Origin of the sequence: Aeromonas tecta (assembly GCF_000820185.1) — a bacterium.
GTDB classification, from domain to species: domain Bacteria; phylum Pseudomonadota; class Gammaproteobacteria; order Enterobacterales; family Aeromonadaceae; genus Aeromonas; species Aeromonas tecta.
Genome location: NZ_CDCA01000010.1, coordinates 59,073 through 83,008, shown reverse-complemented (window position 1 = coordinate 83,008; position 23,936 = coordinate 59,073). Strand labels below are relative to the sequence as shown.

Below are 23,936 nucleotides of genomic sequence, written 5' to 3'. Positions count from 1 at the left end.
GGCCGGGATCCCGGCCGCCAAGGCTTCCTGTCTGAGCCCCGCCACATACTGTTCAAAATCGGGCCTAGCCTGCAGCGGCGCGCTTAACAGCCCGCCCAACAATAACAGTGCCAGCCGACCCTGCATCAGGATGAGGCCTTTAATTGCGCCTTGTGCTGCTCCAGTAAATTCTCCGGCGGCGGCGGCACCTGCAAATAGAAGCCTTGCTGCTTGAGTGCCTCCATCACCCGTTCGGTCGAGGCGATCCCCAAGGGCTTGGCCGGGTCCAATTTGGTCATCAAGACCAGCTCGGGTCGACCGAAGGTACTCATCAGTGCCTCTGGCACACGGGAGAAATCCTCTCTTCTTTCAATAAAAAGATAGGTCTCGGCTTTTTTGCGACTTTTATAGACTGCACACAACATGGAAATTGATATAATCCGACGGGTTTATTGCCTCTGATGGTGGCAAACTATAACATCAGGAATTGAATAACAATAACGTATTACCGTCTCGGTTCGGGGAAGATTCATGGTTGAACGCGATAACGAATTGAAAGGGACTACCTTCACTATTTCTGTGTTGCATCTCAGCGATGGCAATCCGGCGCGGATCCGTCAATTGTTGGCGGCCAAAGTCGCGCTGGCCCCCCAGTTTTTTAATTGTGCCCCCCTCGTCATCAACGTGGAACAGCTGGCAGAGATCCCGGATTTCGAACAACTCAGGGAGTTGGTCGAGTCGGAAGACTTCGTGCTGGTCGGTATCACCGGGGCCCGAGACGAGGCGATGAAGACGGCGGCAAAGGCCGCAGGGCTGGCGGTCATGGTGTCGGGCAAGAGCCGCAAGGTGGAGCCTGAACCGCAACCTGTACCTACGCCACCACCGGCCAAGCTCGAGGTGGCGCCTGTCGCCCCCGCACCGGCGCCCCTGGTGCCGAGCAAGGTGCACATAGGGCCGGTGCGTTCCGGTCAGCAGCTGTATGCCGCTGGCACCTCGCTCGTGGTGCTGGGCTCGGTCAGTCCGGGCGCCGAAGTCATCGCCGACGACAGTATCCATATTTATGGCGCCTTGCGTGGCAGAGCCATTGCAGGGGCCAAGGGCAACACCCGGGCCCGCATTTATTGCCAACAATTGCAGGCCGAGCTGCTCTCCATCGCTGGCACCTTCCAGCTGAGCGATGCATTGCCGGCAGGCCTGATCCAAGAGCCGGTTCATATCCGGCTGGACAACGAACAACTCCGTATAGACCGTATCAAATAGAGTTACAAGGAAGCGAGAATGGCGCGAATCATAGTCGTTACATCGGGTAAAGGTGGCGTTGGCAAGACCACAACCAGCGCGGCCCTGAGCACCGGTTTGGCTCAGCGTGGCCACAAGACAGTGGTCATCGATTTTGACATTGGCCTGCGAAATCTGGATCTCATCATGGGCTGCGAGCGGCGCGTGGTGTACGATTTTGTCAATGTTATCAATGGTGAAGCTAATCTCAATCAGGCCCTCATCAAAGACAAACGCTCGGAAAATCTGTTCATTCTGCCCGCCTCCCAGACCCGGGACAAGGATGCACTGACCCACGAAGGGGTCGAGAAGATCCTGGATCAGCTGGCAGAGATGAAGTTCGATTACATCGTCTGCGACTCCCCGGCCGGCATCGAATCGGGTGCCCTGATGGCGCTCTACTTCGCCGACGAGGCGATTGTCACCACCAACCCGGAAGTCTCTTCCGTGCGTGACTCGGATCGCATCCTCGGTATCCTGGCCTCCAAGTCCCGCCGGGCCGAACGTGGCGAAGATCCTATCAAGGAGCATCTGCTACTGACCCGCTACTGCCCGACCCGCGTCAACCGCGGCGACATGCTGAGCGTGCAGGACGTACAGGATATCCTGGCCATCAAGCTGCTCGGGGTGATCCCGGAGTCCCAGGCGGTGCTGCGCGCCTCCAACTCGGGGGAGCCGGTCATTCTGGACAAAGAGTCCGATGCCGGTCAGGCCTATGACGATGCCGTCTCCCGCTTGCTGGGCGACACCAAGGATTTTCGTTTTCTGGAAGAAGAGAAGAAAGGCTTCTTTAGCCGACTGTTCGGGAGTTAAACATGTCATTATTGGATTATTTTCGTTCCAACAAGAAACAGAACACCGCACAACTGGCCAAAGAGCGGTTGCAGATCATCGTCGCGCACGAGCGTTCATCCAGAGGGGGGCCGGATTACCTGCCCCAGCTCAAGCAGGACCTCCTCGACGTGATCCGTAAATATGTGCAGATCGATCCGGACAAGATCACCGTCCAGCTCGATAAGAAGAGTGATGAGCTGTCGGTCCTCGAGCTCAACATCACCTTCGCCGATGACAAGAAGGGATGAGCTGACGCCCCATGCGTGACCCCTTCCCCCAATGAAGACCGGATCCTGTAGCAGGATCCGGTTTTTTATTGTCCCAAATCCGATCAGCACGCTGCTGCGGCTCGCCAAGGGACGAGGGGCCAGCTAGAATACCGCGCGCCACCGTTCGCTCACGACGGGGCTTCTTATGTTTATTCTCTGGAACAGATGACTTATGTCTTTGAATGACGAAATGCACAGCGTCGAGGAACTGCTCGAAACCGCCCTCGAACTCTTCATGGAGCTGGCCTCCGACAACCTGCCGGAGCAGGAGATTGCCCTGTTCAACCAGGAGTTCAACAACCGTGGTCTGCTCGCCGAGAGCGATCCCGCCGATGACTGGGAAGCCGACGTCGGCTTTGCGGTGAACGATGAAGAGTATGCCGAGATCTGGATCGGCCTTGGCAACGCAGAAGAAGAGTATGAGCACCTGTTCGCCCGCATGTTGCTCTCCCGCCGGGTCGACGAGAAGTTCTGCCACATCGAATGGCTACCCCAATAATTCCCGACCCCGATGATCCTGGCCAGTATGCCTGGGAGTCTGACCCCGTTCGGCCGCCGCTGATGCGCCGCCTGCTGGGCTGGCTCGCCAAGTTGCTGCTGGCCGCGCTGCTCAGCACCATCGTCTCGGTGGCGCTGCTGCGCTTTATCGATCCTCCCATGTGGACCTGGCGCATCGAGCGAGCCCTGTTCCCGCCCGCCAAGGTGGCCGAGGTCAAACATGACTGGGTGCCGCTCGAGCAGATTTCAAAAGAGCTGCAGCTGGCGGTGATCGCCGCCGAAGATCAGCGCTTCGCCGAGCACAACGGCTTTGACATGGACGCCATCAGCTCGGCGTTCAAGCACAACCAGCACAGTGGACGGGTACGCGGTGCCAGCACCCTGAGTCAGCAGACGGCGAAGAATCTCTTCATGTGGAGCGATCGCAGCTTCCTGCGCAAGGGGATTGAGGCCTGGTTTACCCTGTTGATGGAGCTGGGCTGGGACAAGGCCCGCATTCTCGAGGTCTATCTGAATATCGTGGAGTTCGGCCCCGGCATCTACGGCGCCGAAGCGGCCGCGAGGCACTACTTTGGCAAGCCAGCGGCCCGTCTGACGCGCTATGAAGCCTCCTTGCTGGCCGCCGCCCTGCCCAACCCCTGGCGCTATCGGGTTCAGCCGCCCTCCCCCTATGTGCAGCAGCGCTCGGCCTGGATCCGCCGTCAGATGGGGCAACTGGGCCAGGTAACGCTCAACAAGGTACAAAACGCCGATTAGGGCTCGGCGGACTTTGCCGCCGGCCCCAGATGGCCGCCAATGGTTTCCCGATGCAGCGGCAGGTAATGCCACCACCAGGTCTCCCGTCGCCGCTTGATCTGCCGCCTGTGCTGTCGTCGTTTCATGCTGCTCACACCATCATCCTGCCACTGAATGAAGGCAGGTCTGTTAACCTTATGCCCTGACGCGCCCCTTGGGTAGCCCCGATGTCCCTGAGCCCGATCTGGTCGCCATCTCCAATAATTGCTACAGTGGCGAACCTGGATGTATCTGGAGTGATTTCATGGAACAACGCAGCCCGGATCAGCTGGTCGAGTGGGCCTATGATCAGTTTCTCGAGCAGGCCGCCGACATGCTGGCCCCCGAACAAATCGTCGATATCACCCTCGAATTCGAGCAGCGTGGCGCCGTCGAGGCAACCCTACCCAATGCCGACTGGTCACGCGAGCTCGGTGTGCCGGTCGACATGGAGCGCTGGGTCGAGGTGTGGGTCGGTTTGCTGGATCATCAGGAGGAGTTTGAGGTGATCTACGCCACCTTCCTGCTGCCCCGCAATCAAACCGAGCACGAGGTGCATGTGCGCTGGCACCGCCAGCAGCAGGCATAAGAAAGGCGCCATTGGCGCCTTTCTCGTTTCTGATGTTCAGCATCCCTGCTCAGGGTTGCAGCGCGATGGCCTTGGCCAGACAGCGGCGGCACCAGCAGGCGCTCGCCTCGCTCATCGGCAAGGCAGGCAACTGGCTGCACCAGCAGGCCGAGATGCTCTCGCCGGCCGACACGGCGCAAAACGCCGGTTCACCACAACCCGGGCATTGATGGGAGCTGCGAGTCCCGTCCAGCTCGGCCATCCGCGCCAGCTGGGCCGCGCTGTCCATGGCTGACCACTGACCTATCTCGGTCAGGGTGCGGCCACAGCCGAGACAGAGCCCATCCCTGGCCCGGCAGTCACCGACGCAGGGGCTTGGCACTTATGCCTCGCTCCCTTCACTGCCATCGGTTTTACCGGCATCGACCAGAACGATGCTGTTGTCTTCGATGACAATCTTGCCCTGTTTGTAGAGCCCGCCGATAGCCTTCTTGAAGGTGCCCTTGCTCATGTTGAACATCTTGTAGATGAGCTCGGGTTCACTCTTATCACCCACCGCCAGCGTGCCACCCTGTTTCTGCAGACGGGTAAGGATGCGGCCACCGGCATCATCCATCCGATCCACCCCTGGCTTTTGCAGGGTCAGGTCCAGCTTGCCGTCGTCACGCACCTGCTTGACCCAGGCGGTCAGCGGCCGACCCGTCATCACCCGGCCGAACACCTCATTCTTGAACAGCATGCCGGAGTACTGGCCATTGACCACCGCCTTGATGCCGAGCGGCGTGTGCTCACCCGGCAGCGCCGTCACTTCGTCACCGGCCTTGAAGGGAGGAACATCGGTGCTGAGGAAGCGCTCGAGGCGGCTGGTGCCCACCATGCGTCCCTCGTTATCCAGCATCAGGTGCACCAGATAGACGTGGCCTACCTGCATCGGCTTGTTCTGCTCGCGGCTGGGCACGAACAAGTCCTTTTTCATGCCCCAGTCGAGGAAGGCGCCGATCTTGTTGGCGTTGATCACCTTGAGGCCGACGATGTCGCCCACCATGGCGAACGGCTTGTCGGTGGTGATCACCGGCTCGCAATCCGCATCCAGATAAAGGAAGACCGACACCTCTGTCCCCTCGGCCACGCCTTCCGGCAGCTGGCGCTTGGGCAGCAGCAGTTCGCCATATTCGCCCGCGGCGAGCCAGGCGCCTCGGTCTTCGAGTTCAACGACGGTGAGGGTGTTCATCTTGCCAATCTGTAACATGGTGATCTCTTCTTTCAATATCCGGATGGGCCCGCATTTCGTGCCCGTAATATAGATGCGCATTGCCCCTGTCATCCCGTGGGAGATGACAGCCAGCGTCATTTTTCATGCAGGCGCGCATGTTACCCCAGAGCCGTGACAGGACCTAGCCCCTTGCCCACTCCCGCACGGGATTTTCGCGCAAAGCCGGTCCCTCATCGGCGATATTAACCCCATTCGGCCGCCCGCGTGCTGCATTTGACCCCATTTTTAGGTAGACTACGCCGCCGTAAAATTCAGAGGAAGCGCCGATGAACCCAGCCACTCGTACCCGTCATCTCAATCAATGGATCCAGCACCAGAGCGGGCAGGAGATGAGTTACCCGGCGTTGCACGGTTTTCTCTGCGCCCGGCTGGCGGGGCCCGAGGCGCCCGACTGGCAGGCTCCCCTCGCTGGCATGCTGGCCGATGAGAGTGAGCTGGATGCCCAGAGCGCGGCGGCGTTGCAGCATCTCATCGCCGATCTGGAAAGTCAGGCCGATGCAGGCCAGCTCAGCTTGCCAAGCCAGTGCCGCCTCTCCAGCGAGACGCCAGAACAGGTGTTCACACGCCATCACCCCCTCGGCCAATGGAGCTACGGCTTCAGTCTGGGATTCGTTGGCTGGCCCAAACCGACCGATCTGAACGATCCCGTCACCCAACGTCGCTACAGCCTGGTTGCCGAGCTCTGCCTGTTTCGCGACCAGCCCATGGCCCATATGCTGCATCAGGCGGCGGGCAGCGAACTGCCTTTTATGGATTTTTGCAAGCGTCAGCGCCAGCAGATGAAGACGGCGCTCAACCAGTTGCTCACCCTGGATCAGGGGCTGCCTCATCCGACCGTGCAAGCGCCGCTCGACAACGAGCAGACGCGCCAGTGGCAGCAATGGTTCGAGCAGGCCGCGGCGTGCCGCGAGCCTGTGAGCCGCCTTGGCTGGTTTGAGCACATCATCGCAGATGCTACGCCCCTGTTCGATGATGCCTTCTGGCAAAGCACAGCAGGTCATGGCTGGGGCGCCGAAGAGATTCGCCCCCTGCTGGCGGCCAGGGCTGGCCGGGCCGACTGCCTGTTGCAACTGGGGCAACTTGCCGATGCGCGGGCCGAATATCTCGCCCTGCTGACGCTCTGCGTGGCCGATGAGCCGGGTTGCCGCCATCCCCTCTCCAGCCTCTATGCCCGGCAAGGGGATTGGACTGCGCTTAGCGCCTTGCTGGTGCGCTTCGATGAGGACTCCTGCTGGTTGCGCTACAACCAGGCGCTGATGATCTTTGCCCGGGAAGGGGAAGCGGCCGCCGCCCCTCATCTGGCCGCAGCCATCAGAGCCAACCCCCATGTCCCCGCCTGCTTGCTGGGTCAGCGCAAGCTGCCAAAGCAGGAGCCGCAGCACTGGCAAGGGGGCAGCCGCGACGAGGCTGTGCTCTATACACTGCAGAGCAAGCAGGCTTGGCTGGCGCACAATGCCTTGATCTGGTTACGAAAAAGTGCGAAAAAAACAGCCAATTGAAACCTTTAACACTTTTTTCGTGCCCTAACACGTGCGCGAACGCACACTTTTCTGGTGCTTGTTCAGACAAAAGTCCTTGTGTTACGTATCATCAAGTTCAAAGTATCAAGAGAAACTGCACTCGATGCAGCCGCCACAGCAGGATGTCATATGTCAAAGATCATAGAGCTGCTCGCTCACTATCCCCCCTACCAGCTGGTGCACGCCGCTGAGATGGTGCGCGATACCTTTGAACAGTTTTACCAGCAACGCTATCAGCTGACGGTGCCCCAATGGCGCCTGATGATGGTGCTCGGCCCCAACTACCCCATCAGTCAGAAAGAGCTGGTCGAGGCGAGCGGGATGGACAAGGTACGGATCTCCCGCGAAATCCACCGGCTGGTGGAGAAAGGCATCCTGTTTACCGAGAGCAGCCCCCAGGACAAGCGCATCAGCCTGGTCTCCTTCACCCACGCCGGGCTGGTTCTGTTCCAGCAGCTCAAGACCGAAGCGGGCAGCTGGCAACACACCCTCACCGACTACCTGCCGGCCGAGGCGCGAGAAACCATCCGCCTGCACCTGCAAAGCGTCAGCGACGCCATCGAGCAGTTGCACCTGCTGGATCAGGAGCAACAGCCATGAATCTGAAGAACTTTGCCACCATGGACGTCAACATGCTGCTGAGCCTAGTCAACATGCAGCTGCGCGATCGTTACGATGATCTAGACGATCTCTGCAAGGCGCAGGATCTCGATCAGGCGGCCCTGGAAGCCCGCCTCGCCAGCGGTGATTTTCACTACCAGGCTGATCAAAAACAGTTCAGATAGGGATCCGGATCACAAGCTGTCCCATGGGACTGGCTCTGGCGGCAAAAGCTGCTAAGGTGACAACCAATGCCGAGCGCCGCCTGAGGTATGGATACATCAGGCTGTCACACTCGGTGGTTAGCATCACTCAAGCACCATCAGCCAAGGACGACCCCATGATCATGACCCGACAGACCAGCCTGATCATCATCAGTGCCCTCTTCACGATCAGCCTCTTCTCCCCCCATTTGCCTGACAATGCCGAACAGTGGCTCAGCAGCCTGCTGCTGGGATCCCTGGTGGCGGTCTGCCTGATGCTGGTCAGCGGTTGCCGCCACTTCCTGCAGGAATGACGCAGCTTTTGAAGGCAGCGGAAAACAACAACGCAGCCCGAGGGCTGCGTTGTTGTTTCTGTCTGGCAGAGTGTGAGCGGCTTAGATAGCCAGGGCTTCCAGCTGCTCTTTGGCCTGCTCGATACCCTTGGCCTGGGCATCCGGACCCATGCCCATGCCTTCGGCGTAGATGAAGTCCACCTCGTTGATACCGATGAAGCCCAGCACGGTGCGCATGTAAGGGGTCACCAGATCGGTGGCTGCGCCTACGTGCATGCCGCCGCGGGGGCTGACCACCAGGGCACGGGTGTTTTCCACCAGGCCGACCGGGCCGGTCTCGGTGTAACGGAAGGTCACGCCAGCACGCGCCACCAGATCGATCCAGTTTTTCAGCTGAGTCGGGATGTTGAAGTTATACATTGGCGCAGCAATCACTACCAGATCGCTCGCTTTCAGCTCGGCAACCAGCTCGTCGGATTGTGCCAGCACGGCCAGTTGACGCTCGCTCAGGTTCTCACCACCGCGCAAACCGAAGGCCAGCTCGCCATCCAGCACAGGCAGGTTCAGGGCAGCCAGGTCACGTACCTGGATGTTGTCATCCTGGTGATCGGCCAGGAAGCCGTCGATCAGGGCGTTGGATTGGGAGTATTCGCCCAGGATGCTGGACTTGAGTACGAGGATGTTGGCCATGGTAAGACTCCATTTGGTTATCAATTGGACAGTCGCACTGTCGATGGAGGTCACTATAAACACTGGCTTTCGACCCTGATAGCGAAAATAGATGCTCAACTTGTTCAAATTTTTTGATGACTGTGCATTTCCTCGCCAACGGGGTACTCGCCAAGCACCCTGCCCTTGGCAGAACAAACGATTGCCGTTATGATCCGCGGCACTTTTTTGCATGACCCCGGATCCCATGGAACCCTCACGCAGGCACTCCCCCTTTGCCGGCGCAATCTGGATGATGGTGGCAGGCCTCTGCTTCGCCGCCGTCAACAGCCTGAGCCAGTACGTCAGCTTCACCCTCGGCCTCGCCTCTACCCAGGTCGCCTTTCACCAGTACCTGATCGCCCTGATCTGCCTGCTGCCCTGGCTGATACGCCACGGTCTGCGCCAATCCCTGATGACCAACCAGTTGCGGATGCACCTGCTGCGAGTATTGCTGGCGGTCATCGGCATCCAGTTCTGGCTGTGGGCGCTGGCGGTGCCCATCCCCATCTGGCAGGGCATCGCCCTGTTGATGACCTCGCCGCTGTTCGCCACCCTGGGGTCTGCCCTGCTGCTCAAGGAGCAGGTGAGCCGGGCCCGGATCCTCGCGACCCTGGCGGGCTTTGTCGGCGCCATGCTGATCCTGGCCCCCTGGACCGATGACTTCAGCATGGCCTCCCTGCTGCCGGTGGCGGCCGCCCTGTTCTGGGCCGGTTACTCCCTGCTGGTGCGCTATCAGGCGGCGAGCGAGTCGTCCCACACCATCGTCGTCTACCTGCTCATCTTCAGCACCCCGTTCAACGCCATGCTGGCGCTGCCGGAGTGGCAATGGCCGACCGAGACCCAGTGGCTGCTGGTTGCGGCCTCCGGCGTGCTCTCGGCGCTGGCGCAGATGTCCATCGCCCGCGCCTACAGCGTGGCCGAGGCCTCCTTCGTGCAGCCGTTCGATTTCGCCAAGCTGCCCATGAACGTGCTGGCAGGCTGGCTGGTGTTTGGCTGGGCGCCCCCGGGCCGATTGTGGCTCGGCGCCGCCATCATCATCGGCGCCATCACGCTGCTGACGCATCTCGAGCAGCGCGCTCACAAATCCGTTTCCTGAGGTACGCCATGCGTGCCTCTTTTTTTATCCGCTCATTGGCCGTCTTGCGGCCATCGACCTGAGGAGAGATCACATGTTTGGAACCGCCACCCGCCCCGCTGCCACCCGTGCCCTGCTGCTGGGCTCGGGGGAGCTTGGCAAGGAAGTCGCCATCGAGCTGCAACGCCTCGGCATCGAGGTGATCGCCGCCGACCGCTACCCCAACGCCCCCGCCATGCAGGTGGCCCACGATGCCCATGTGCTGGACATGCTCGATGGCGCCGCCCTGCGCGCCCTAGTGGAACGGGTCAAACCCGACCTCATCATCCCCGAGCTTGAGGCCATCGCCACCGATACCCTGGCGGCGCTTGAGCAAGAAGGGGTGAGAGTGGTGCCCAACGCCCGCGCCACCCAGCTCACCATGAACCGGGAGGGGATCCGTCGCCTCGCCGCCGAAGAGCTGGGCTTACCCACCTCCAGCTATCGCTTCGCCCAGAGCAAGGAAGAGTTCGACGCCGCGGTAGAGGCCATCGGCCTGCCCTGCGTGGTCAAACCCGTGATGAGCTCCTCTGGCAAGGGCCAGAGCCTGCTGCGCGATCTTGCCAAACGGGATGACGCCTGGACCTATGCCCAGGAAGGGGGCCGCGCCGGTCGTGGCAAGGTGATCGTCGAGGGCTTCGTGCCCTTCGATTACGAAATCACCCTGCTCACGGTACGGGCGGTGGATGGCATTCATTTCTGCGATCCCATCGGTCATCGCCAGGAAGATGGCGACTATCGCGAGTCCTGGCAGCCCCAGGCCATGAGCGAGCTGGCCCTGACTCGCGCCAAGGAAGTAGCCGCCAAGGTAGTCGAGGCCCTCGGCGGCCATGGCCTGTTCGGGGTCGAGCTGTTCGTGCAGGGTGACAACGTCTGGTTCAGCGAGGTCTCCCCCCGCCCCCACGACACCGGTATGGTGACGCTCATCTCCCAGGATCTCTCCGAATTCGCCCTGCATGTGCGCGCCATCCTGGGGCTGCCCATCGGCCGCATCACCCAGTACGGGCCGAGTGCGTCTGCCGTGGTGCTGCGGGACGGCCACAGCCAGGACATCCGCTATCAGGGCATTGGCGAGGCCCTGAGCCTGGTGCCGGGCGCCCAGCTGCGGCTCTTTGGCAAGCCCGAGATCGCCGGTCGCCGCCGGCTCGGGGTGGCGCTTGCCCGAGGGCAAAAATGCGAAGAGGCGGTGGAAAAGGCCAAGGCGGTCGCCGCCCGGGTCGAGGTCGTTTTTTAAGCGAATGCCGTCCCCCACATGATCCGGCGCAAGGGGCAGTGAAATGCCCCTGTTGCATTTGTGCGTCCGGCTTATAATCCCCGTTCAACCTTGTCAGGAGTAGATAATGTTAACTGCCGTGATCTTCGATATGGACGGTGTCCTGATCGATTCCGAACCCTTTTGGCAGCGCGCCCAGATGGCCGTGTTCTCCGAAGTTGGCCACTTCCACACCGAGGAAGACTGCAACTCCACCATAGGGGTGCGCATCGATCAGCTGGTTGCCCATTGGTATCGCATTCGTCCCTGGAGCGGCCCGAGCCAGGAAGAGGTGGTGCAGCGCATCCTGGATCAGGTGATTGCCCTCATCCTGAGCGAAGGCCAGCCCAAGGCCGGCGTGCTGGAGGCGTTGGTGCTGATGGAGGCCCGCGGTCTCAAGATTGGGCTCGCCACCTCCTCGCCGTTTTCCATGGTCGAGGCCGTGCTCGGCAAACTTGGCATCAAGGAGCGCTTCCTGGCGGTGCACTCCGCCGAGGTGGAGCGCTTTGGCAAGCCGCACCCGGATGTCTACATCCACGCCGCCGAGAAGCTCGGGGTCTTGCCGGTGCAGTGTCTGGCCATCGAGGACAGCTTCACCGGGCTGCTGGCGGCCAAGGCGGCCTCCATGCAGGCGCTGATCGTGCCGGATCCAGCATTAGTGGGCGATCCCCGCCTCGCCATCGCCGATCACGAGCTCGGCTCCCTGGCCCAGCTGGATGGTGCCATGCTGGATCGCTGGATCGCCTGAGCCACCGTGAGAGGCGCTGCTCGTTCCCATGCACCCGGCATTGGTAGGCGATCCCCGCCTCGCCATCGCCGATCATGCGCTCGGCTCCCTGGCCGAGCTGGATAGTGCCATGCTGGAACGCTGGATAGCCTAAGCCCCCCCACATTGCCGACTCTGTTTATCAGCCCCGCCCATGCGGGGCTTTTTATATTGTCCTCACGAATCAACGGCCTGGACTCCCAGCAGTAGACCCACGTTCAACCTGACGTTCTGCAAGAACTCGCAGCCCAGCCGGATCGGTCGATGAATGCCAACACCGGATCCCGCAGACCCTTGCCCTAAACGTGCGCTCGCTCGCGGTCGCGGTGCCCCTCGCCGACTAGAATCAGGGGAAAGAGGCGGCCAGTCGGCCCCAGGAGGTCATCATGATCGAGTACACCAGCAAGCGCATCGTCTGCCCCCACTGCGGCCATCACACCCGGGTCGAGCTCGATGCGAGCCAGGGGGATCAGGAGTTCTATGAGGATTGCATGGCCTGTTGCAACCCCATCCACCTGCGCCTGCATCTGGACGAGGCCCGCGACTGCTTGCAGCTGTTTGTGGATGCGGACGACGAGCAGATGTTTTAAGGATGCGAGGCTCGCTTTTCGCCTCGCACAAGGCAGTGAGCTGAACTGCCTGACTTACGTTTGACGAAATAAACGATCTATAAAATGTAAAAAAGGCCAGCAATCTGCTGGCCTTTTGGCATCCATAACGAGAGGTCGGCTTAAGCACGGGCCGCCAGTACCCGCTCCACAGTATCGACGATGGCCTGGGTCTGGGGATCGATCTCGATATTGGTGCGCCAGCCCGCCTTGACCCAGCCGAGGTTAGTGCGGGCCAGGGTCTCGGGGATGAGGTTGACGCAGAACTCGTTGGTGCGCACCTCGCCGACGGTCAGGCTGATGCCGTCGATGCCGATATAACCCTTGGTCAGCACGTATTTCATCAGCGTGGGGTCGAGGCGATACCAGACCTGGCGGTTGTTCGGGGTGTCGATGACGGAGCTGACGTCCGCCGTGCCCATGATGTGGCCGGACATGGCGTGACCGCCGATTTCGTCGCCAAAGCGAGCCGCCCGCTCCACGTTCACCTTGTCCCCTATTTTCAGTTCGCCGAGGTTGGTGAGGCGCAGGGTCTCCTGCATCAGATCGAAGCTGACCAAGTCCCCCTCGATCCGGGTCACGGTCAGGCAGCAACCGTTATGAGCGACGGAGGCGCCGAGCGCCAGCCCCTCTCCCCAGGCCAGGCTCGGCATGCGGATCACATGGGTGCGAAAATTGGGCTGCTCGGTGAAGGCCACCAGTTCGGCGGTGCCCTGTACTATGCCGGTGAACATGTCTCGTCTCCTGCTGTGTCAAAAATCCCCGGCAGGTTAACCTCCGGCTCCGGCCAAGACAAGCACGCCGGCTGACAAGCGCGGGCCCGATCGCTATAGTGGCGACCAGTGCACTTTGCCGACTGAGGATGAAATAATGCAGGTATATCAGTGTTGTGAGGCCATTCGTATCGCTTATAGCCAGATTGGCTCAGGGGAGCAGGGCTATGTACCGAACGCCATCGCCGCCACCATCCGCGCCCTCAACGCCGTGGCAGGGGACGAACGAGTACCAGCGGACTTGCGCGAGCAGGCCGCCTACGCCGCCGCCAACCTGCTGATCAGCGATCACGAAGACGCCTGATCCCGTTACCCCCGCGAACGGTTCCAGTTGGCGGTTTTTCAGGCTAGAATGACACCCCCGCTCTTTGTCTCCCCGGCTCCGGGGAGGCAAAAGCTCCTCTCAAGTACCCGTTCTTTCCCTTTTTATCTGATCCATTCGGAGGTGTCAGTGCAACGTTATTGGTCCGAGGCGAAGCAACTCGTTCGCCTAGCCAGTCCCATTCTGGTGGCCCAGGTGGCCCAGGTCGCCATGAGCTTCGTCGATACCGTGATGGCGGGCCAGGTCAGCGCCGTGGATCTCGCGGCGGTGTCGGTGGCCTCCAGTTTCTGGCTGCCGATCATCTTGCTGACTCAGGGCATCATCATGGCGCTCACCCCCATCGTGTCCCAGCTCAACGGCGCCCGCAAGCGGGACGAGGTGCGCCCGGCCGTGCATCAGGGCTTCTGGCTGGCGCTGATGGTGATCCCCTTCGCCATGCTGGCGCTCTATTTCAGCCCGATGGCGCTGCACCTGATGGACGTGGATCCGGTCATGGCTGGCAAGACCACCGGTTTCCTGCACGCCATCATGTGGGGTATGCCCGCCTTCGTGCTGTTCCAGGTGCTGCGCAACTTCAGTGAGGGGCTCTCCCACACCATGCCCACTATGGTGATCGGCTTCGTCGGGCTGGCGGTCAATATTCCCGCGAACTACGTCTTCATTCACGGTCACTTCGGCATGCCCAAGCTCGGCGGGGTCGGCTGCGGCGTGGCCACCGCCATCGTGCTGTGGGCCATGCTGCTGGCGATGATCCTCTATGTGAAGTTCTCCTCCCACTTCAAGAAGATCAACCTGTTTGCCAACGTGGCCCGCCCCAATGGCAGCCGGATCTGGCGTCTGTTCCGCTTGGGCTTCCCCATCGCCATGGCCATCTTCTGCGAGGTGACCCTGTTTACCGTGGTGGCGCTGATGCTGGCACCGTTCGGGGCAGAGACGGTGGCGAGCCACCAGATAGCCCTGAACTTCTCCAGCTTGGTGTTTATGCTGCCACTCTCCATCGGGGTAGGTGTCACCATCAGAGTCGGCCACAGCATAGGGGAAGGTCAGCCAGCCCACGCCCGCGTCGCCGCCCGTACCGGCCTGATGCTCGGCATGGCGGTCGCCGCCGGCACCGCTGCCCTCACCGTGCTGCTGCGCGAGCATATTGCGGGGATCTACACCGACGACATGCAGGTGATCACCCTGGCGGCCACCTTGCTGTTCTTCGCCGCCATCTACCAGATCTCCGACTCGGTGCAGGTGGTCGCGGCCGCGGCCCTGCGCGGCTACAAGGACACCAAGGCGATCTTCTACGTCACCATCGTCGCCTACTGGGGACTGGGACTGCCCACCGGCATGATCCTGGGGCTGACCGACTGGCTGGTGCCACGCATGGGCCCGCAAGGCTTCTGGGTGGGCTTTATCGTCGGCCTGACTGGCGCCGCCCTGATGCTGGGCACCCGACTGCGCTACATCTATGGCCGCTTCGCGAGCCCCGAGGCCTGTACGGCGCTTTCTCGGGCGCAATAAGCTGGCCCTACAAGCGACGCTGCGAGGCGCGCTTTATCGACACCTCGCCTGCAAAATCAACAGGCTGCACAAGAACTGGGCAAACAGTCTCCTTTGTGCATGTCCCTTGTTGACAGCCTTGGGGGGCATGGGTAGTATGCCGACCACGCCAGCGACGTCGTGTTCGCTTGCGTGATGAAAAGTGGGTTTATAGCTCAGTTGGTTAGAGCACTACCTTGACATGGTAGGGGTCGTTGGTTCGAATCCAATTAAACCCACCACTTTTCGTGATGCGTCCTTAGCTCAGTTGGTTAGAGCACTACCTTGACATGGTAGGGGTCGGTGGTTCGAGTCCACTAGGACGCACCATCACGAAAAACACTGTTATGCGTCCTTAGCTCAGCTGGTTAGAGCATCACCTTGACATGGTGGGGGTCGGTGGTTCGAATCCACTAGGACGCACCATAACAGTTAATAGTTTGATAAGATTGCAGATGTGGGTTTATAGCTCAGTTGGTTAGAGCACTACCTTGACATGGTAGGGGTCGTTGGTTCGAATCCAATTAAACCCACCACTTATCGCAAAAAAGCCGCATAGCGCACCCTGCGTCCTTAGCTCAGCTGGTTAGAGCATCACCTTGACATGGTGGGGGTCGGTGGTTCGAATCCACTAGGACGCACCAGATTTGAAAAGCCCGCTTCATCGCGGGCTTTTTGCATTTCAGCGCTCGGCAGTTGCCGGGAGAGGAAACAAGTTTCTACCTGCATGATCTCGCCTCCCCCCTAAGTCGTTCTCACCACTGCTCTCCCCAACCTACAGTTCACTCTTCTTTTCACACTTGCCGCGTCTGGTCATTCCGGTCACTGCAGCGGGCTAGAACAGATCCAGCTGCTGGCCGCAGATCCGCTCGAACGACTCGCCGATAAACGGCAGTATGGCGTCGGCGATGGGCTTGATCTGCTTATCGATGTAGTGCTCGTAGTCGATGGCACTGCGCCTGTATTCGAGCGGCTCGGGCCCCGCCACCGTGATCAGGTAGGCGATGCTGCCCCTGTGCTGATAACGCTGGGGGCGACCGCGGCGCAAGTTCTCCTCGTCCGCCAGCCGCGCCGCCCGCACGTGGGGTGGCACGTTCTTCTGATACTCCTCGAGTTTTTGGCGCAGCCGCTTGCGGTAAATCAGCAGCTCGTCATGCAGGCCGGCTCTCGTCTCGTCCACCATGGTGCGCACATAGCCGCTGGGATCCTCGTCGTGAAATACCAGCTCGTAGAGCCGGGTCTGGAACTGCTTGGCGAGCGGCGTCCAGTCGGTGCGCACCGTCTCCAGCCCCTTGAACACCAGATGCTCCCCCTCGCCCTCGCCCACCAGACCGGCATAGCGCTTCTTGCTGCCCTTCTCCAGGCCACGAATGGTAGGCATCAGGAAGCGGCGGTAGTGGGTCTCGTATTCGATCTCGAGGTAACAGGGCAGATTGAATTCCGTCTTGATCAGCATCATCCAGTTTTCGTTGATCATCTTCGCCAGTCGCTTGCCGATCTCGTCTGCCTCCTCCGGGGCCACGGCCCGGTTCAGGTGAACGAAAGTGGAGTCGGTGTCGCCGTAGATCACCTCATAGCCCTGCCCCTCTATCCACTCCCGGGTCTGCTGCATGATGCCGTGACCGCGCAGGGTGATGGAGGAGGCCAGCCTGGGATCGTAGAAGCGGCAGCCCCCCGAGCCCAGCACCCCGTAGAAGGAGTTCATGATGATCTTGATGGCCTGGGAGAGCGCCTTGTTCTTGGCCGCCTTGGCCCTGTCTCGCGCCGCCCAGAGGGTGGCGATAAGATCCGGCAAGAAGTGCCTGGTACGAGAGAACATGGCGCCGCGAAAGCCGGGAACAGCGGTATTGGGCTGTTGCAGGCCCTCCACCAGTCCCATGGGATCGATGCAGAAGGTGCGAATGATGCTGGGATACAGACTCTTGAAATCCAGCACCAGCACGTGGCGATAGAGGCCGGGCTTGGAGTCCATCACATAGCCGCCAGGGCTCGCGAGCCCCCCGTCGGCGGGCAGGTTGGGGGCCACATAGCCGCCGCGATGCAGCCTTGGCAGATAGAGATTGGTGAAGGCGGCCACCGAGCCGCCGATCCGGTCCAGCTCCAACCCGGTGAGGGAGGCGCGCTCGATGGCAAAGGCGATGAGGTGGCAATGATCGAAGATCTCCCACACCAGCTTGCAGTCTTCCAGGTTGTAGCGGGCCAGCGCTTCTTTGTCCGAGTGGAACAGCTCGGTGATCTTCTCCCCCCGGTTTGCCACATCCTCGATGTCCTTGCCACGGCCTAGCAGTTCGCTTGCCACCGAATCCAGGCTGTAGCTGGCAAACTGCCAGGTGGCGCTTTTGAGGGTATCGATGCCGTCCAGCACCATTCGGCCCGGGATGATGACATTGCCGGTCTGAGGATCATTGCGCGATGATCGCCAGAAGCAGAGCTCACGGCCCCGGCCGAGGCGCAGTCGCCGCTTGTTGAGCTCGGCCCGGCGCAGCAGCAGGCGAAAGTCAAAATTCACCACGTTCCAGCCGATCACCAAGTCCGGATCGTGGCGGTTGAACCAGGCCTCCAGCGCGCCAAGCAGGGCGCTCTCATCGGCCACCCACTCTATAGTTGTTTCCCACGTTTCGGAGTCCGCCTCGGGGACCCCTATCATGATGACCCGCGCATCCTGCTCGCTATAGAGCCCGATGGAGAAGAGGGCCCCGTCCATGGCGCACTCCACATCCAGCGACACCCAGGAGAGGCTTGGCGTCACCGCCTGAGGCGCGCAGCGCGCCTCGTTGACCTCCCAATAGCCCTGTTTGCCGCCCTTCTTCGCCGCCTTGCCGCCAAAGCGCACCCCGGCGGTGATGAAACGCTCCATCAGATAGCGCTCCGGCAACCGGATATCTGCCTCGAAGTGCTCGAGACCACGAATGAGCAAGAGCTCGATGGCGCGGTGAAAGGCGCTCAGAGTGGGGAAATAACAGCCCACCACGGCACGGCCATCGAAGGTGTGCATGGGCAGGCGCCTGAACCGGCCGCTTACCCCGGCGCCCTTGAACAGCTCGGCCGCCTCCGGCATGTGGCGCTCGGGCAGGAAGAACACCGGCTCCTGCCCCGGCACCACCAGCCGCACCGGCCCCTGCTCGCTCCAGAGCCACATCACGATCTCGGTGCGACCTGCCTGCCCACCATGGCTACGCACGTCTCGCCCGTGACGGGTCAGGATGAAACCATCGAGGGGGGGGCTGGCGGGAACGCTGGGCTGGGAGAGAGTCATGCAGGCTAACGGTTGGGGTTTGAGATGGCACTATTGTACGTTCATACAGTGCTTGGCTGCAATTCTTGCTGGTAGCTGACAGGGGCCGCTTTATCGGCTCTGGCCCTGCCATCTGGCGCCGGATTGGTGCATATTTACTTTATCATCAGCTTATTGCGTCATTTCACCGGAGTGGAGCCAAGATGCGTATCACCCTGCTTGTTCCCCTGCTGGCCCTGGGCCTTGGCGCCTGTAGCAGCGACTCCTCGTCCATCGGCGTCGGTGCCAGCACGGGCACCAGTGTCGGCGGCTATTACGGCAGCCACTATGGCGCCTACCCCTGGTGGTATGACGACTACTTCAACTACTGGGACCACTACTACCCCTGGTGCTGTGACCACGAAGGGGATTTCGACGAGCTGATCAAGAAGTGGTGGAACGGGCTCGATGCGGATCGCCAGCAAGAGATCAAAGACAAGTTCCACAACTGGCAGGATAACCATGGCCAGGCGGATCTCGCCGCCCTGCGGGGGGATTTCGCCACCCGCTGGAATGCGATGTCACCCGAGCAGAAACAGGCGCTACGCGATAACAGCAAGCTGCGCCCCAGTGTCAGCAATCCCGACCGCACGCCTCGCTCGCCGCTGGACTACAAGGAGGGATCCCATCCCGGGGTCGGTAACGGCGCCTTGCTGCCGGCAACGCTGCCCACAACCTTGCCCAAGGCCGATAATGGAACCCTGCTACCTTCCACTCGGCCCAAAACGGATAACGGGATGCTATTGCCTTCCACTCTGCCCAAGACCGATAACGGGATGCTATTGCCTTCCACTCTGCCCAAGACCGATAACGGGATGCTATTGCCTTCCACTCTGCCCAAGACCGATAACGGGGCGCTGCGGCCCACGACCCTGCCCAAGACAGGCGGCAGCTGGACTCCCTCGGCCCAACCCAGGATCAATAATGGGGTGGCCCCCAGGCCTCATCTGCCGAGCACCCTCGCCAGCCCGATGAGCAGGCCCAGCATGCCCCAGCGAATGGCCCCCCCCATGCGAAGCTTCCCGGCGATGCGCCGCCGCTAACCCGGCGGCGGTCGTCATACATCCTTTTCACTCGTATTTTTCAAGGAGCACAAGATGGAACAACAGTGGCAACGCATTGCTTCCCGCCTCACCGACGTGGGCGGGATCCCGGTGGCCCGCGCCATTCCGGTCAAGGAGCGTCGCACCATAGGTCCCTGGTGTTTTCTCGATCACATAGGACCGACCCGCTTTGCCCCGGGCGCCAAGGGGATGAATGTAGGTCCACATCCTCATATTTCCCTACAAACCTTCACCTGGATGCTGGAAGGTGAAATATTACACCGTGACAGCCTCGGCAGTGAGCAGGTCATCCGCCCGGGTCAGGTCAATCTGATGACCGCCGGACGCGGCATCGCCCACACCGAAGAGTCGGTGGCGGGCCACCCCGACCTGCATGCCGCCCAGCTCTGGATTGCGCTGCCAGAGCGCAGTCAGGATACCGAGCCGCGCTTTGATCACTACCCTGAGCTGCCGCGCTGGCAGGAGGGCGAGATCAACCTGACTCTGCTGATTGGGGAGTATCAGGGGCGCCAGGCCCCTACCCTGCACTTCTCCCCCATCCTGGGGCTAGATCTGTATGCCGAGCAGACCCAAACAGTGCGACTGACGCTGGCCCCGGGTTTTGAACACGGCCTGCTCGCCTTGCAGGGCCAGGTAAGCATCGCCGGGGAGCCCCTCGCCGCCGAGCAGCTGATCTATCTGCCGCCGGGAACATCAAGTGTGGAAGTGACGCTGACCAAGGGCGCCCGTTTGCTGTTGATTGGCGGTGAGCCCCTGGCGCAGCCATTGCAGATATGGTGGAACTTCGTGAGCTTCGATAGAGACGCCATCCGCACCGCGGCCCTGGATTGGGAAAGCGGCCATCCCCGTTTCGGTGAGGTTATCGGCTACGTTGGGCCGCGGCTTATTGCCCCGCCCTTGGCAGGGCTCTGATCCCGGCGAGCATGGTGCCACGTCAATCCAACTGCGGGTCCCAAATAAAAAAGAGCGCCAATGGCGCTCTTTTTTATGCGAGAAGGTTAAGGCGGAGCGGCAATGCGCCCGCCTCCATCCATCATCAGAACTCTTCTTCCTGCTCGGCCTTCAAGCGGGCACGGCGTTCCATCGCCTCCTCCTCCGCACTCTCGATCTCGTGCAGCACCGCACTGAGATCGATGGCTTCGCTGCTCTCCTCGAACAGGCCGGTCAGCTCGGATTCCGGGCTGAGTTTGCCATCTTCGAACAGCGCCCACATCTCCTTGGCATAACGGGTCTTGAGCAGCTCGGGGGCGTACATGCCGTAGTAGTTGCGCATGTTGTTGACGTCCCGCTCCAGCATCGCCTTGGCCTGGTTGTTGGCGGCGGCATCCACCACCTGGGGCAGATCGATGATGACGGGACCATGTTGGTCCACCAGCACGTTGAACTCGGAGAGATCCCCGTGAATGAGGCCGGCGCAGAGCATGCGCACCACGTAGCGGATCACCTTGGCGTGATCGATGAGGGCCTGCTCGGCGGTGAGTGCCACATCGTTCAGACGCGGCGCCACATTGCCATCTTCGTCGGTGATGAGCTCCATCAGCAGCACACCGTCCAGGCAGACATAGGGCTGAGGCACCCGCACACCGGCGGCGGCCAGCTTGAACAGGGCGTCCACCTCGGTGTTCTGCCACACCTCTTCGTGCTGCTTGCGACCGTACTTGGAACCCTTCTCCATGGCGCGGGCGCTGCGGCTGTTGCGTACCTTGCGCCCTTCCTGATAGACCACGGCCTGTTTGAAGCTGCGTTTGCTCGCCTCTTTATAGACTTTGGCGCAGCGGATCTCGTCGCCGCAGCGCACTACATAGACGTCGGCTTCTTTGCCGCTCATCAGCCGGCTGATGACATCGTCGACCAGGCCGTCATCAACCAGAGGTTGGATTCGATTTGGAATTTTCATGACCGCCCTTTTACCTTATTTGCACCTTGTTTGCACCTTGTTTGCGTAGCACGAGCGTGCCCGCCATCAGCCTGCTTTACTCTCTTCCCTTCCTGCTGCGCCAGGATCCCCTGCAAGCCCCGGCCCGACTCGGCAGGACGGCACATTAACAGGGGACAAACGAGCCTTTATCATGCCCACGCTATGAAAGCCCCGCGGACAACACAACCCACCGGTGGACTGCCGGTTCAAGGCTCGGGTGGCAGCCCCCGCCGAACACGCCGGATCCCCTCCTCATAGAAACCCTCCTCGCCCTCCTGATGTTCCTGAGTCTCGAAGATCTTGAGAAACCACATGTACTGTTCGGGGAAGCGGCCAAGCTGCTGCTCCACCATACGGTTCATGGTGTTGACGTCCGCCACCAGATCCGCCGTGGGATAAGGGTCGAAGGGGGGCTCCACCTCCAACCGATAGCAGTGTTCATCTTCGTCATAGCAGGCAAGGATGGGCACCGCGCTGGCACCGGTCAGCTTCACCAGCTTGGGCAACGCAGGCAGGGTCGCCTTGGGGTGGCCGAAAAAGGGCACGAAGATGCTCGCCTCCCGGCCATGATCCTGATCCGGCAGGTAGAAGAAACTGTCACCGGCGCGCAGTGCCTTGATGGCCGGCTTGATGCCGACGCTGCGCTCATAGACCCGGCCACCCTTGCTGCGCTCGCGGTTGATGTACCAGTCAAACACCGGATCCTTGGGGCTCTTCATCATGGTGCACATCGGCACCCCCTCATCGGTCAGGTAACGGCCTATGGTATCCACCGCCCAGGTGTGGGGTACCACCAGGATCATGGGGCGACCGGCGGCCAGCTCGGCGGCAATATGCTCCCAGCCGCGCACCTTGATACGCCCCTTGAGAAACGCCTTGCTGCGCCAGGTGAGCTCACCAAAGCCCATGAAGGTCTTGAGGCCGGTGCGGATGGACTTGAGCAACAGGGCCTCGCGCCCGGCCTCGTCCAGTTCGGGGAAGCAGATCTTGAGATTGGTCTCGGCGATATAGGCCTGCTTTTTGGAGTAGCGCAGCAGCATGGGGGCCACCCCATCGGCCAGCCGATCCCGATAACGAGCAGGGATCCAGGCCAGCAGGAACAGCAAGCCGAGTGCCAGCCAACTCCCCCACCAGCGTGGGTTGAGCAGACCGGGATGAAATGAGGTGTCGAACACCGGATCTTGTGCGGACATAGTCGCCATCGAATCATCAAAACAGAGGGTTATTTTAGTGATCCTGACATTTATTTCTACCCTGGAGCCCGCAAGGGCCCGCGCCAAGTCACTGATCAGACTAGTTAGAAATAAATAATGGCCCACTTGGGGCCATTTGCAACTTTGGGTTAAGTTGGGGTTCAGGAATGGGGAGAGAGTCCCTTGCGGATGCGACGGATCCCCTCTTCGTAGAGGCCGTCTTCCCCCTCCTGATCCTCACGGGTATCGAAGATTTTGAGGAACCACATGTACTGTCCCGGGTGGCGGGTCAGCTGCTGCTCGACGCAATCGTTCATGCGGCAGGTGTCGGCCAGCAGATCGTTGCTTGGGTAATCGGCGAAGGGCGCCTCTATCTCCAGTCGGTAGCAGTGGGTCGCCTCGTCATAGCAGGCCAGCACAGGTACCGCTTTGGCGCCGGTCAGCTTCACCAAGCGCGGCAGCGCCGGCAGAGTCGCCTTGGGGTAATTGAAGAAGGGAGCAAAGATGCTCGCCTCGCGGCCGTGATCCTGATCCGGCAGGTAGAAGAAGCTCAGGCCGGACTTGACCGCCTTGATCACCGGCTTGATGCCGGCGCTACGTTCATAGACCCGGCAGCCGTTCTTGGCCCGCTCGTGGTTGATGTGCCAGTCGAACACCGGATTGCGGGCGCTCTTCATCATGGTGCACATGGGCACACCCTGTTGGGAGAAGTAGTAACCGGCCGCGTCGATGGGCCAGCTGTGAGGCACCACCAGGATCACCGGTCGGCCAGCGGCCTGCTCCGCTTCGATGTATTCCCAGCCGCTCACCTGGATGCGCTGCATCAGGTAAGCGGGGCTGCGCACCGTGAATTCGCCGAAACCGAGCAGACTCTTGAGGCCGACCCGAATGGAGGTCATCAGGATGGCGTCACGCTCGGCCTCGCTTTTCTCTTTAAAGCAGATGGCGAGGTTGGTTCTGGCGATATACACCTGTTTTTTCGAGATCTTGAGCACCAGCGGCGCCAGGGCATCCGCCAGCTTGTCGCGCCAGCGCGGCGGCACGTAAGCGAGCACACAGAGGGCGCCGAGGGCCAGCCAGCTCAACCAGTAACGTGGGTGCAGCAGACGGGACTGAAAGGAGGAGTCAAACACAGGATCTTGGGAGGACATGGATACAATCAAGTCATGAAAATGGGCAATTATGGCAATCCTGACAGGTATTACCAGTTAAAGCGACCTTAATGTCGCCTGAATACGCGCCCCATCATAGCGCCCAAGCCAAACACCCCGCAAGGCGGGGTGTTTGTTGCTCAGATCAAACTTGGCTTGGCCAGACTTGGCACC

28 protein-coding genes, 5 tRNA genes and 1 pseudogene are annotated in these 23,936 nt (G+C 60.9%); 23 read left to right on the top strand and 11 right to left on the bottom strand.

Features of this window, described 5'->3' with window-relative positions; genetic code table 11:
* Both BN1137_RS22775 and BN1137_RS01720 read right to left on the bottom strand, forming a co-directional pair.
* Positions 1-126, bottom strand: a pseudogene (locus BN1137_RS22775) (lytic murein transglycosylase); the annotation flags it as partial.
* Positions 126-404: a YcgL domain-containing protein gene (locus tag BN1137_RS01720; protein WP_033132010.1), complete on the bottom strand. Its 279-nt coding sequence runs from the start codon at positions 402-404 to the stop codon at positions 126-128. The pseudogene BN1137_RS22775 and the gene BN1137_RS01720, both read right to left, overlap by 1 nt.
* 106 nt (positions 405-510) lie before the next feature.
* Between BN1137_RS01720 and minC the strand changes: the two genes are divergently transcribed.
* The 5 genes from minC (at position 511) to mtgA (ending at position 3,614) form a co-directional block, all read left to right on the top strand.
* Positions 511-1,239, top strand: coding sequence for a septum site-determining protein MinC (minC, locus tag BN1137_RS01715; protein ID WP_050716944.1), 729 nt, complete (start codon positions 511-513; stop codon positions 1,237-1,239).
* Between the two features lie 18 nt (positions 1,240-1,257).
* Entirely contained in the window at positions 1,258-2,070 is an 813-nt protein-coding gene (minD, locus tag BN1137_RS01710) for a septum site-determining protein MinD (protein WP_050716943.1), read from the top strand.
* Positions 2,071-2,072: 2 nt separating this feature from the next.
* On the top strand, positions 2,073-2,339 hold the full coding sequence (gene minE, locus BN1137_RS01705; protein ID WP_005311265.1) for a cell division topological specificity factor MinE: 267 nt from the start codon (positions 2,073-2,075) through the stop codon (positions 2,337-2,339).
* Positions 2,340-2,532: 193 nt separating this feature from the next.
* Positions 2,533-2,859 (top strand): HI1450 family dsDNA-mimic protein, encoded by a 327-nt coding sequence (locus tag BN1137_RS01700; protein ID WP_083443332.1) that lies wholly within the window; start codon positions 2,533-2,535, stop codon positions 2,857-2,859.
* On the top strand, positions 2,844-3,614 hold the full coding sequence (mtgA, locus tag BN1137_RS01695; RefSeq protein WP_050716941.1) for a monofunctional biosynthetic peptidoglycan transglycosylase: 771 nt from the start codon (positions 2,844-2,846) through the stop codon (positions 3,612-3,614). Before BN1137_RS01700 ends, mtgA begins: the two co-directional genes overlap by 16 nt.
* Here the strand turns inward: mtgA and BN1137_RS22990 are convergent.
* Positions 3,611-3,739 carry a hypothetical protein gene (locus BN1137_RS22990; RefSeq protein WP_269745103.1) on the bottom strand — a complete coding sequence of 43 codons (129 nt, stop codon included), beginning with the start codon at positions 3,737-3,739 and terminating at the stop codon, positions 3,611-3,613. The two genes, mtgA and BN1137_RS22990, sit on opposite strands and share 4 nt — an antisense overlap.
* A gap of 158 nt (positions 3,740-3,897) precedes the next feature.
* Between BN1137_RS22990 and BN1137_RS01690 the strand changes: the two genes are divergently transcribed.
* Positions 3,898-4,221, top strand: a complete 324-nt coding sequence (locus tag BN1137_RS01690) for an HI1450 family dsDNA-mimic protein (protein WP_050716940.1) — start codon at positions 3,898-3,900, stop codon at positions 4,219-4,221.
* Between the two features lie 49 nt (positions 4,222-4,270).
* Here BN1137_RS01690 and BN1137_RS01685 read toward each other — a convergent pair whose 3' ends face one another.
* Positions 4,271-4,582, bottom strand: coding sequence for a DUF1289 domain-containing protein (locus BN1137_RS01685; RefSeq protein ID WP_050716939.1), 312 nt, complete (start codon positions 4,580-4,582; stop codon positions 4,271-4,273).
* Complete coding sequence (locus tag BN1137_RS01680; protein WP_050716938.1) at positions 4,583-5,467, bottom strand: CvfB family protein; 885 nt, start codon at positions 5,465-5,467, stop codon at positions 4,583-4,585.
* Between the two features lie 272 nt (positions 5,468-5,739).
* On the opposite strand from BN1137_RS01680, the gene BN1137_RS01675 reads away from it, so the two are divergent.
* The 4 genes from BN1137_RS01675 to BN1137_RS22670 all read left to right on the top strand — a co-directional run bounded on the left by BN1137_RS01675 (position 5,740) and on the right by BN1137_RS22670 (position 8,110).
* Positions 5,740-6,972: a UPF0149 family protein gene (locus BN1137_RS01675; RefSeq protein WP_050716937.1), complete on the top strand. Its 1,233-nt coding sequence runs from the start codon at positions 5,740-5,742 to the stop codon at positions 6,970-6,972.
* Positions 6,973-7,122: 150 nt separating this feature from the next.
* Complete coding sequence (locus BN1137_RS01670; protein ID WP_050716936.1) at positions 7,123-7,593, top strand: MarR family winged helix-turn-helix transcriptional regulator; 471 nt, start codon at positions 7,123-7,125, stop codon at positions 7,591-7,593.
* Positions 7,590-7,778, top strand: coding sequence for a DUF4250 domain-containing protein (locus BN1137_RS01665; RefSeq protein WP_050716935.1), 189 nt, complete (start codon positions 7,590-7,592; stop codon positions 7,776-7,778). Before BN1137_RS01670 ends, BN1137_RS01665 begins: the two co-directional genes overlap by 4 nt.
* Positions 7,779-7,933: 155 nt before the next feature.
* A complete protein-coding gene (locus BN1137_RS22670) occupies positions 7,934-8,110 on the top strand; it encodes a hypothetical protein (protein ID WP_198150578.1) in 177 nt (58 codons plus the stop codon).
* 81 nt (positions 8,111-8,191) lie between these two features.
* Here BN1137_RS22670 and BN1137_RS01660 read toward each other — a convergent pair whose 3' ends face one another.
* The gene (locus BN1137_RS01660; RefSeq protein ID WP_050716934.1) at positions 8,192-8,779 is read right to left on the bottom strand and encodes an FMN-dependent NADH-azoreductase; all 588 of its coding nucleotides are present in this window, start codon (positions 8,777-8,779) and stop codon (positions 8,192-8,194) included.
* 226 nt (positions 8,780-9,005) lie between these two features.
* Between BN1137_RS01660 and BN1137_RS01655 the strand changes: the two genes are divergently transcribed.
* The 4 genes from BN1137_RS01655 (at position 9,006) to BN1137_RS01635 (ending at position 12,522) form a co-directional block, all read left to right on the top strand.
* Positions 9,006-9,896, top strand: coding sequence for a DMT family transporter (locus BN1137_RS01655; protein WP_050717128.1), 891 nt, complete (start codon positions 9,006-9,008; stop codon positions 9,894-9,896).
* Positions 9,897-9,969: 73 nt separating this feature from the next.
* Positions 9,970-11,148 (top strand): formate-dependent phosphoribosylglycinamide formyltransferase, encoded by a 1,179-nt coding sequence (purT, locus tag BN1137_RS01650; protein ID WP_050716933.1) that lies wholly within the window; start codon positions 9,970-9,972, stop codon positions 11,146-11,148.
* A 106-nt stretch (positions 11,149-11,254) separates the two neighbouring features.
* Positions 11,255-11,914, top strand: coding sequence for a hexitol phosphatase HxpB (gene hxpB / locus BN1137_RS01645; protein WP_050716932.1), 660 nt, complete (start codon positions 11,255-11,257; stop codon positions 11,912-11,914).
* A gap of 404 nt (positions 11,915-12,318) precedes the next feature.
* Positions 12,319-12,522: a CPXCG motif-containing cysteine-rich protein gene (locus tag BN1137_RS01635; RefSeq protein WP_017412080.1), complete on the top strand. Its 204-nt coding sequence runs from the start codon at positions 12,319-12,321 to the stop codon at positions 12,520-12,522.
* Between the two features lie 140 nt (positions 12,523-12,662).
* On the opposite strand, the gene BN1137_RS01630 is transcribed toward BN1137_RS01635, so the two are convergent.
* Complete coding sequence (locus tag BN1137_RS01630) at positions 12,663-13,274, bottom strand: riboflavin synthase (RefSeq protein WP_050716930.1); 612 nt, start codon at positions 13,272-13,274, stop codon at positions 12,663-12,665.
* 136 nt (positions 13,275-13,410) lie between these two features.
* Between BN1137_RS01630 and BN1137_RS01625 the strand changes: the two genes are divergently transcribed.
* The 7 genes from BN1137_RS01625 (at position 13,411) to BN1137_RS01595 (ending at position 15,806) form a co-directional block, all read left to right on the top strand.
* Positions 13,411-13,617, top strand: coding sequence for a YaeP family protein (locus tag BN1137_RS01625; RefSeq protein WP_050716929.1), 207 nt, complete (start codon positions 13,411-13,413; stop codon positions 13,615-13,617).
* A gap of 147 nt (positions 13,618-13,764) precedes the next feature.
* Complete coding sequence (locus BN1137_RS01620; RefSeq protein WP_050716928.1) at positions 13,765-15,144, top strand: MATE family efflux transporter; 1,380 nt, start codon at positions 13,765-13,767, stop codon at positions 15,142-15,144.
* Positions 15,145-15,327: 183 nt separating this feature from the next.
* Positions 15,328-15,404 (top strand) — tRNA-Val (locus BN1137_RS01615).
* An 11-nt stretch (positions 15,405-15,415) separates the two neighbouring features.
* Positions 15,416-15,492: transfer RNA gene (locus BN1137_RS01610), tRNA-Val, on the top strand.
* 19 nt (positions 15,493-15,511) lie between these two features.
* Positions 15,512-15,588, top strand: a tRNA-Val gene (locus tag BN1137_RS01605).
* Between the two features lie 33 nt (positions 15,589-15,621).
* Positions 15,622-15,698, top strand: a tRNA-Val gene (locus BN1137_RS01600).
* A 31-nt stretch (positions 15,699-15,729) separates the two neighbouring features.
* A tRNA-Val gene (locus BN1137_RS01595) sits at positions 15,730-15,806 on the top strand.
* 191 nt (positions 15,807-15,997) lie between these two features.
* Here BN1137_RS01595 and BN1137_RS01590 read toward each other — a convergent pair.
* Complete coding sequence (locus tag BN1137_RS01590) at positions 15,998-18,418, bottom strand: DNA polymerase II (RefSeq protein ID WP_050716927.1); 2,421 nt, start codon at positions 18,416-18,418, stop codon at positions 15,998-16,000.
* Positions 18,419-18,600: 182 nt separating this feature from the next.
* Between BN1137_RS01590 and BN1137_RS01585 the strand changes: the two genes are divergently transcribed.
* Positions 18,601-19,479 carry a hypothetical protein gene (locus BN1137_RS01585; protein WP_050716926.1) on the top strand — a complete coding sequence of 293 codons (879 nt, stop codon included), beginning with the start codon at positions 18,601-18,603 and terminating at the stop codon, positions 19,477-19,479.
* 54 nt (positions 19,480-19,533) lie between these two features.
* Positions 19,534-20,412 carry a pirin family protein gene (locus BN1137_RS01580; protein ID WP_050716925.1) on the top strand — a complete coding sequence of 293 codons (879 nt, stop codon included), beginning with the start codon at positions 19,534-19,536 and terminating at the stop codon, positions 20,410-20,412.
* Between the two features lie 124 nt (positions 20,413-20,536).
* Here the strand turns inward: BN1137_RS01580 and BN1137_RS01575 are convergent, their stop codons facing one another.
* The 3 genes from BN1137_RS01575 to lpxM all read right to left on the bottom strand — a co-directional run bounded on the left by BN1137_RS01575 (position 20,537) and on the right by lpxM (position 23,762).
* The gene (locus BN1137_RS01575; protein ID WP_050716924.1) at positions 20,537-21,397 is read right to left on the bottom strand and encodes a PA4780 family RIO1-like protein kinase; all 861 of its coding nucleotides are present in this window, start codon (positions 21,395-21,397) and stop codon (positions 20,537-20,539) included.
* A gap of 227 nt (positions 21,398-21,624) precedes the next feature.
* A complete protein-coding gene (locus BN1137_RS01570) occupies positions 21,625-22,620 on the bottom strand; it encodes an LpxL/LpxP family acyltransferase (protein ID WP_050716923.1) in 996 nt (331 codons plus the stop codon).
* 152 nt (positions 22,621-22,772) lie between these two features.
* Complete coding sequence (lpxM, locus tag BN1137_RS01565) at positions 22,773-23,762, bottom strand: lauroyl-Kdo(2)-lipid IV(A) myristoyltransferase (RefSeq protein WP_050716922.1); 990 nt, start codon at positions 23,760-23,762, stop codon at positions 22,773-22,775.
* Positions 23,763-23,936: the final 174 nt, after the last annotated feature.

What these genes read in the sequence shown, in the direction of transcription:
- BN1137_RS01720 (WP_033132010.1), bottom strand. Translation starts at nt 404, where the DNA reads ATGTTGTGTGCAGTCTATAAAAGTCGCAAAAAAGCCGAGACCTATCTT.
- minC (WP_050716944.1), top strand. Translation starts at nt 511, where the DNA reads ATGGTTGAACGCGATAACGAATTGAAAGGGACTACCTTCACTATTTCT.
- minD (WP_050716943.1), top strand. Translation starts at nt 1,258, where the DNA reads ATGGCGCGAATCATAGTCGTTACATCGGGTAAAGGTGGCGTTGGCAAG.
- minE (WP_005311265.1), top strand. Translation starts at nt 2,073, where the DNA reads ATGTCATTATTGGATTATTTTCGTTCCAACAAGAAACAGAACACCGCA.
- BN1137_RS01700 (WP_083443332.1), top strand. Translation starts at nt 2,533, where the DNA reads ATGTCTTTGAATGACGAAATGCACAGCGTCGAGGAACTGCTCGAAACC.
- mtgA (WP_050716941.1), top strand. Translation starts at nt 2,844, where the DNA reads ATGGCTACCCCAATAATTCCCGACCCCGATGATCCTGGCCAGTATGCC.
- BN1137_RS22990 (WP_269745103.1), bottom strand. Translation starts at nt 3,739, where the DNA reads ATGAAACGACGACAGCACAGGCGGCAGATCAAGCGGCGACGGGAGACC.
- BN1137_RS01690 (WP_050716940.1), top strand. Translation starts at nt 3,898, where the DNA reads ATGGAACAACGCAGCCCGGATCAGCTGGTCGAGTGGGCCTATGATCAG.
- BN1137_RS01675 (WP_050716937.1), top strand. Translation starts at nt 5,740, where the DNA reads ATGAACCCAGCCACTCGTACCCGTCATCTCAATCAATGGATCCAGCAC.
- BN1137_RS01670 (WP_050716936.1), top strand. Translation starts at nt 7,123, where the DNA reads ATGTCAAAGATCATAGAGCTGCTCGCTCACTATCCCCCCTACCAGCTG.
- BN1137_RS01665 (WP_050716935.1), top strand. Translation starts at nt 7,590, where the DNA reads ATGAATCTGAAGAACTTTGCCACCATGGACGTCAACATGCTGCTGAGC.
- BN1137_RS22670 (WP_198150578.1), top strand. Translation starts at nt 7,934, where the DNA reads ATGATCATGACCCGACAGACCAGCCTGATCATCATCAGTGCCCTCTTC.
- BN1137_RS01660 (WP_050716934.1), bottom strand. Translation starts at nt 8,779, where the DNA reads ATGGCCAACATCCTCGTACTCAAGTCCAGCATCCTGGGCGAATACTCC.
- BN1137_RS01655 (WP_050717128.1), top strand. Translation starts at nt 9,006, where the DNA reads ATGGAACCCTCACGCAGGCACTCCCCCTTTGCCGGCGCAATCTGGATG.
- purT (WP_050716933.1), top strand. Translation starts at nt 9,970, where the DNA reads ATGTTTGGAACCGCCACCCGCCCCGCTGCCACCCGTGCCCTGCTGCTG.
- hxpB (WP_050716932.1), top strand. Translation starts at nt 11,255, where the DNA reads ATGTTAACTGCCGTGATCTTCGATATGGACGGTGTCCTGATCGATTCC.
- BN1137_RS01635 (WP_017412080.1), top strand. Translation starts at nt 12,319, where the DNA reads ATGATCGAGTACACCAGCAAGCGCATCGTCTGCCCCCACTGCGGCCAT.
- BN1137_RS01630 (WP_050716930.1), bottom strand. Translation starts at nt 13,274, where the DNA reads ATGTTCACCGGCATAGTACAGGGCACCGCCGAACTGGTGGCCTTCACC.
- BN1137_RS01625 (WP_050716929.1), top strand. Translation starts at nt 13,411, where the DNA reads ATGCAGGTATATCAGTGTTGTGAGGCCATTCGTATCGCTTATAGCCAG.
- BN1137_RS01590 (WP_050716927.1), bottom strand. Translation starts at nt 18,418, where the DNA reads ATGACTCTCTCCCAGCCCAGCGTTCCCGCCAGCCCCCCCCTCGATGGT.
- BN1137_RS01585 (WP_050716926.1), top strand. Translation starts at nt 18,601, where the DNA reads ATGCGTATCACCCTGCTTGTTCCCCTGCTGGCCCTGGGCCTTGGCGCC.
- BN1137_RS01580 (WP_050716925.1), top strand. Translation starts at nt 19,534, where the DNA reads ATGGAACAACAGTGGCAACGCATTGCTTCCCGCCTCACCGACGTGGGC.
- BN1137_RS01575 (WP_050716924.1), bottom strand. Translation starts at nt 21,397, where the DNA reads ATGAAAATTCCAAATCGAATCCAACCTCTGGTTGATGACGGCCTGGTC.
- BN1137_RS01570 (WP_050716923.1), bottom strand. Translation starts at nt 22,620, where the DNA reads ATGGCGACTATGTCCGCACAAGATCCGGTGTTCGACACCTCATTTCAT.
- lpxM (WP_050716922.1), bottom strand. Translation starts at nt 23,762, where the DNA reads ATGTCCTCCCAAGATCCTGTGTTTGACTCCTCCTTTCAGTCCCGTCTG.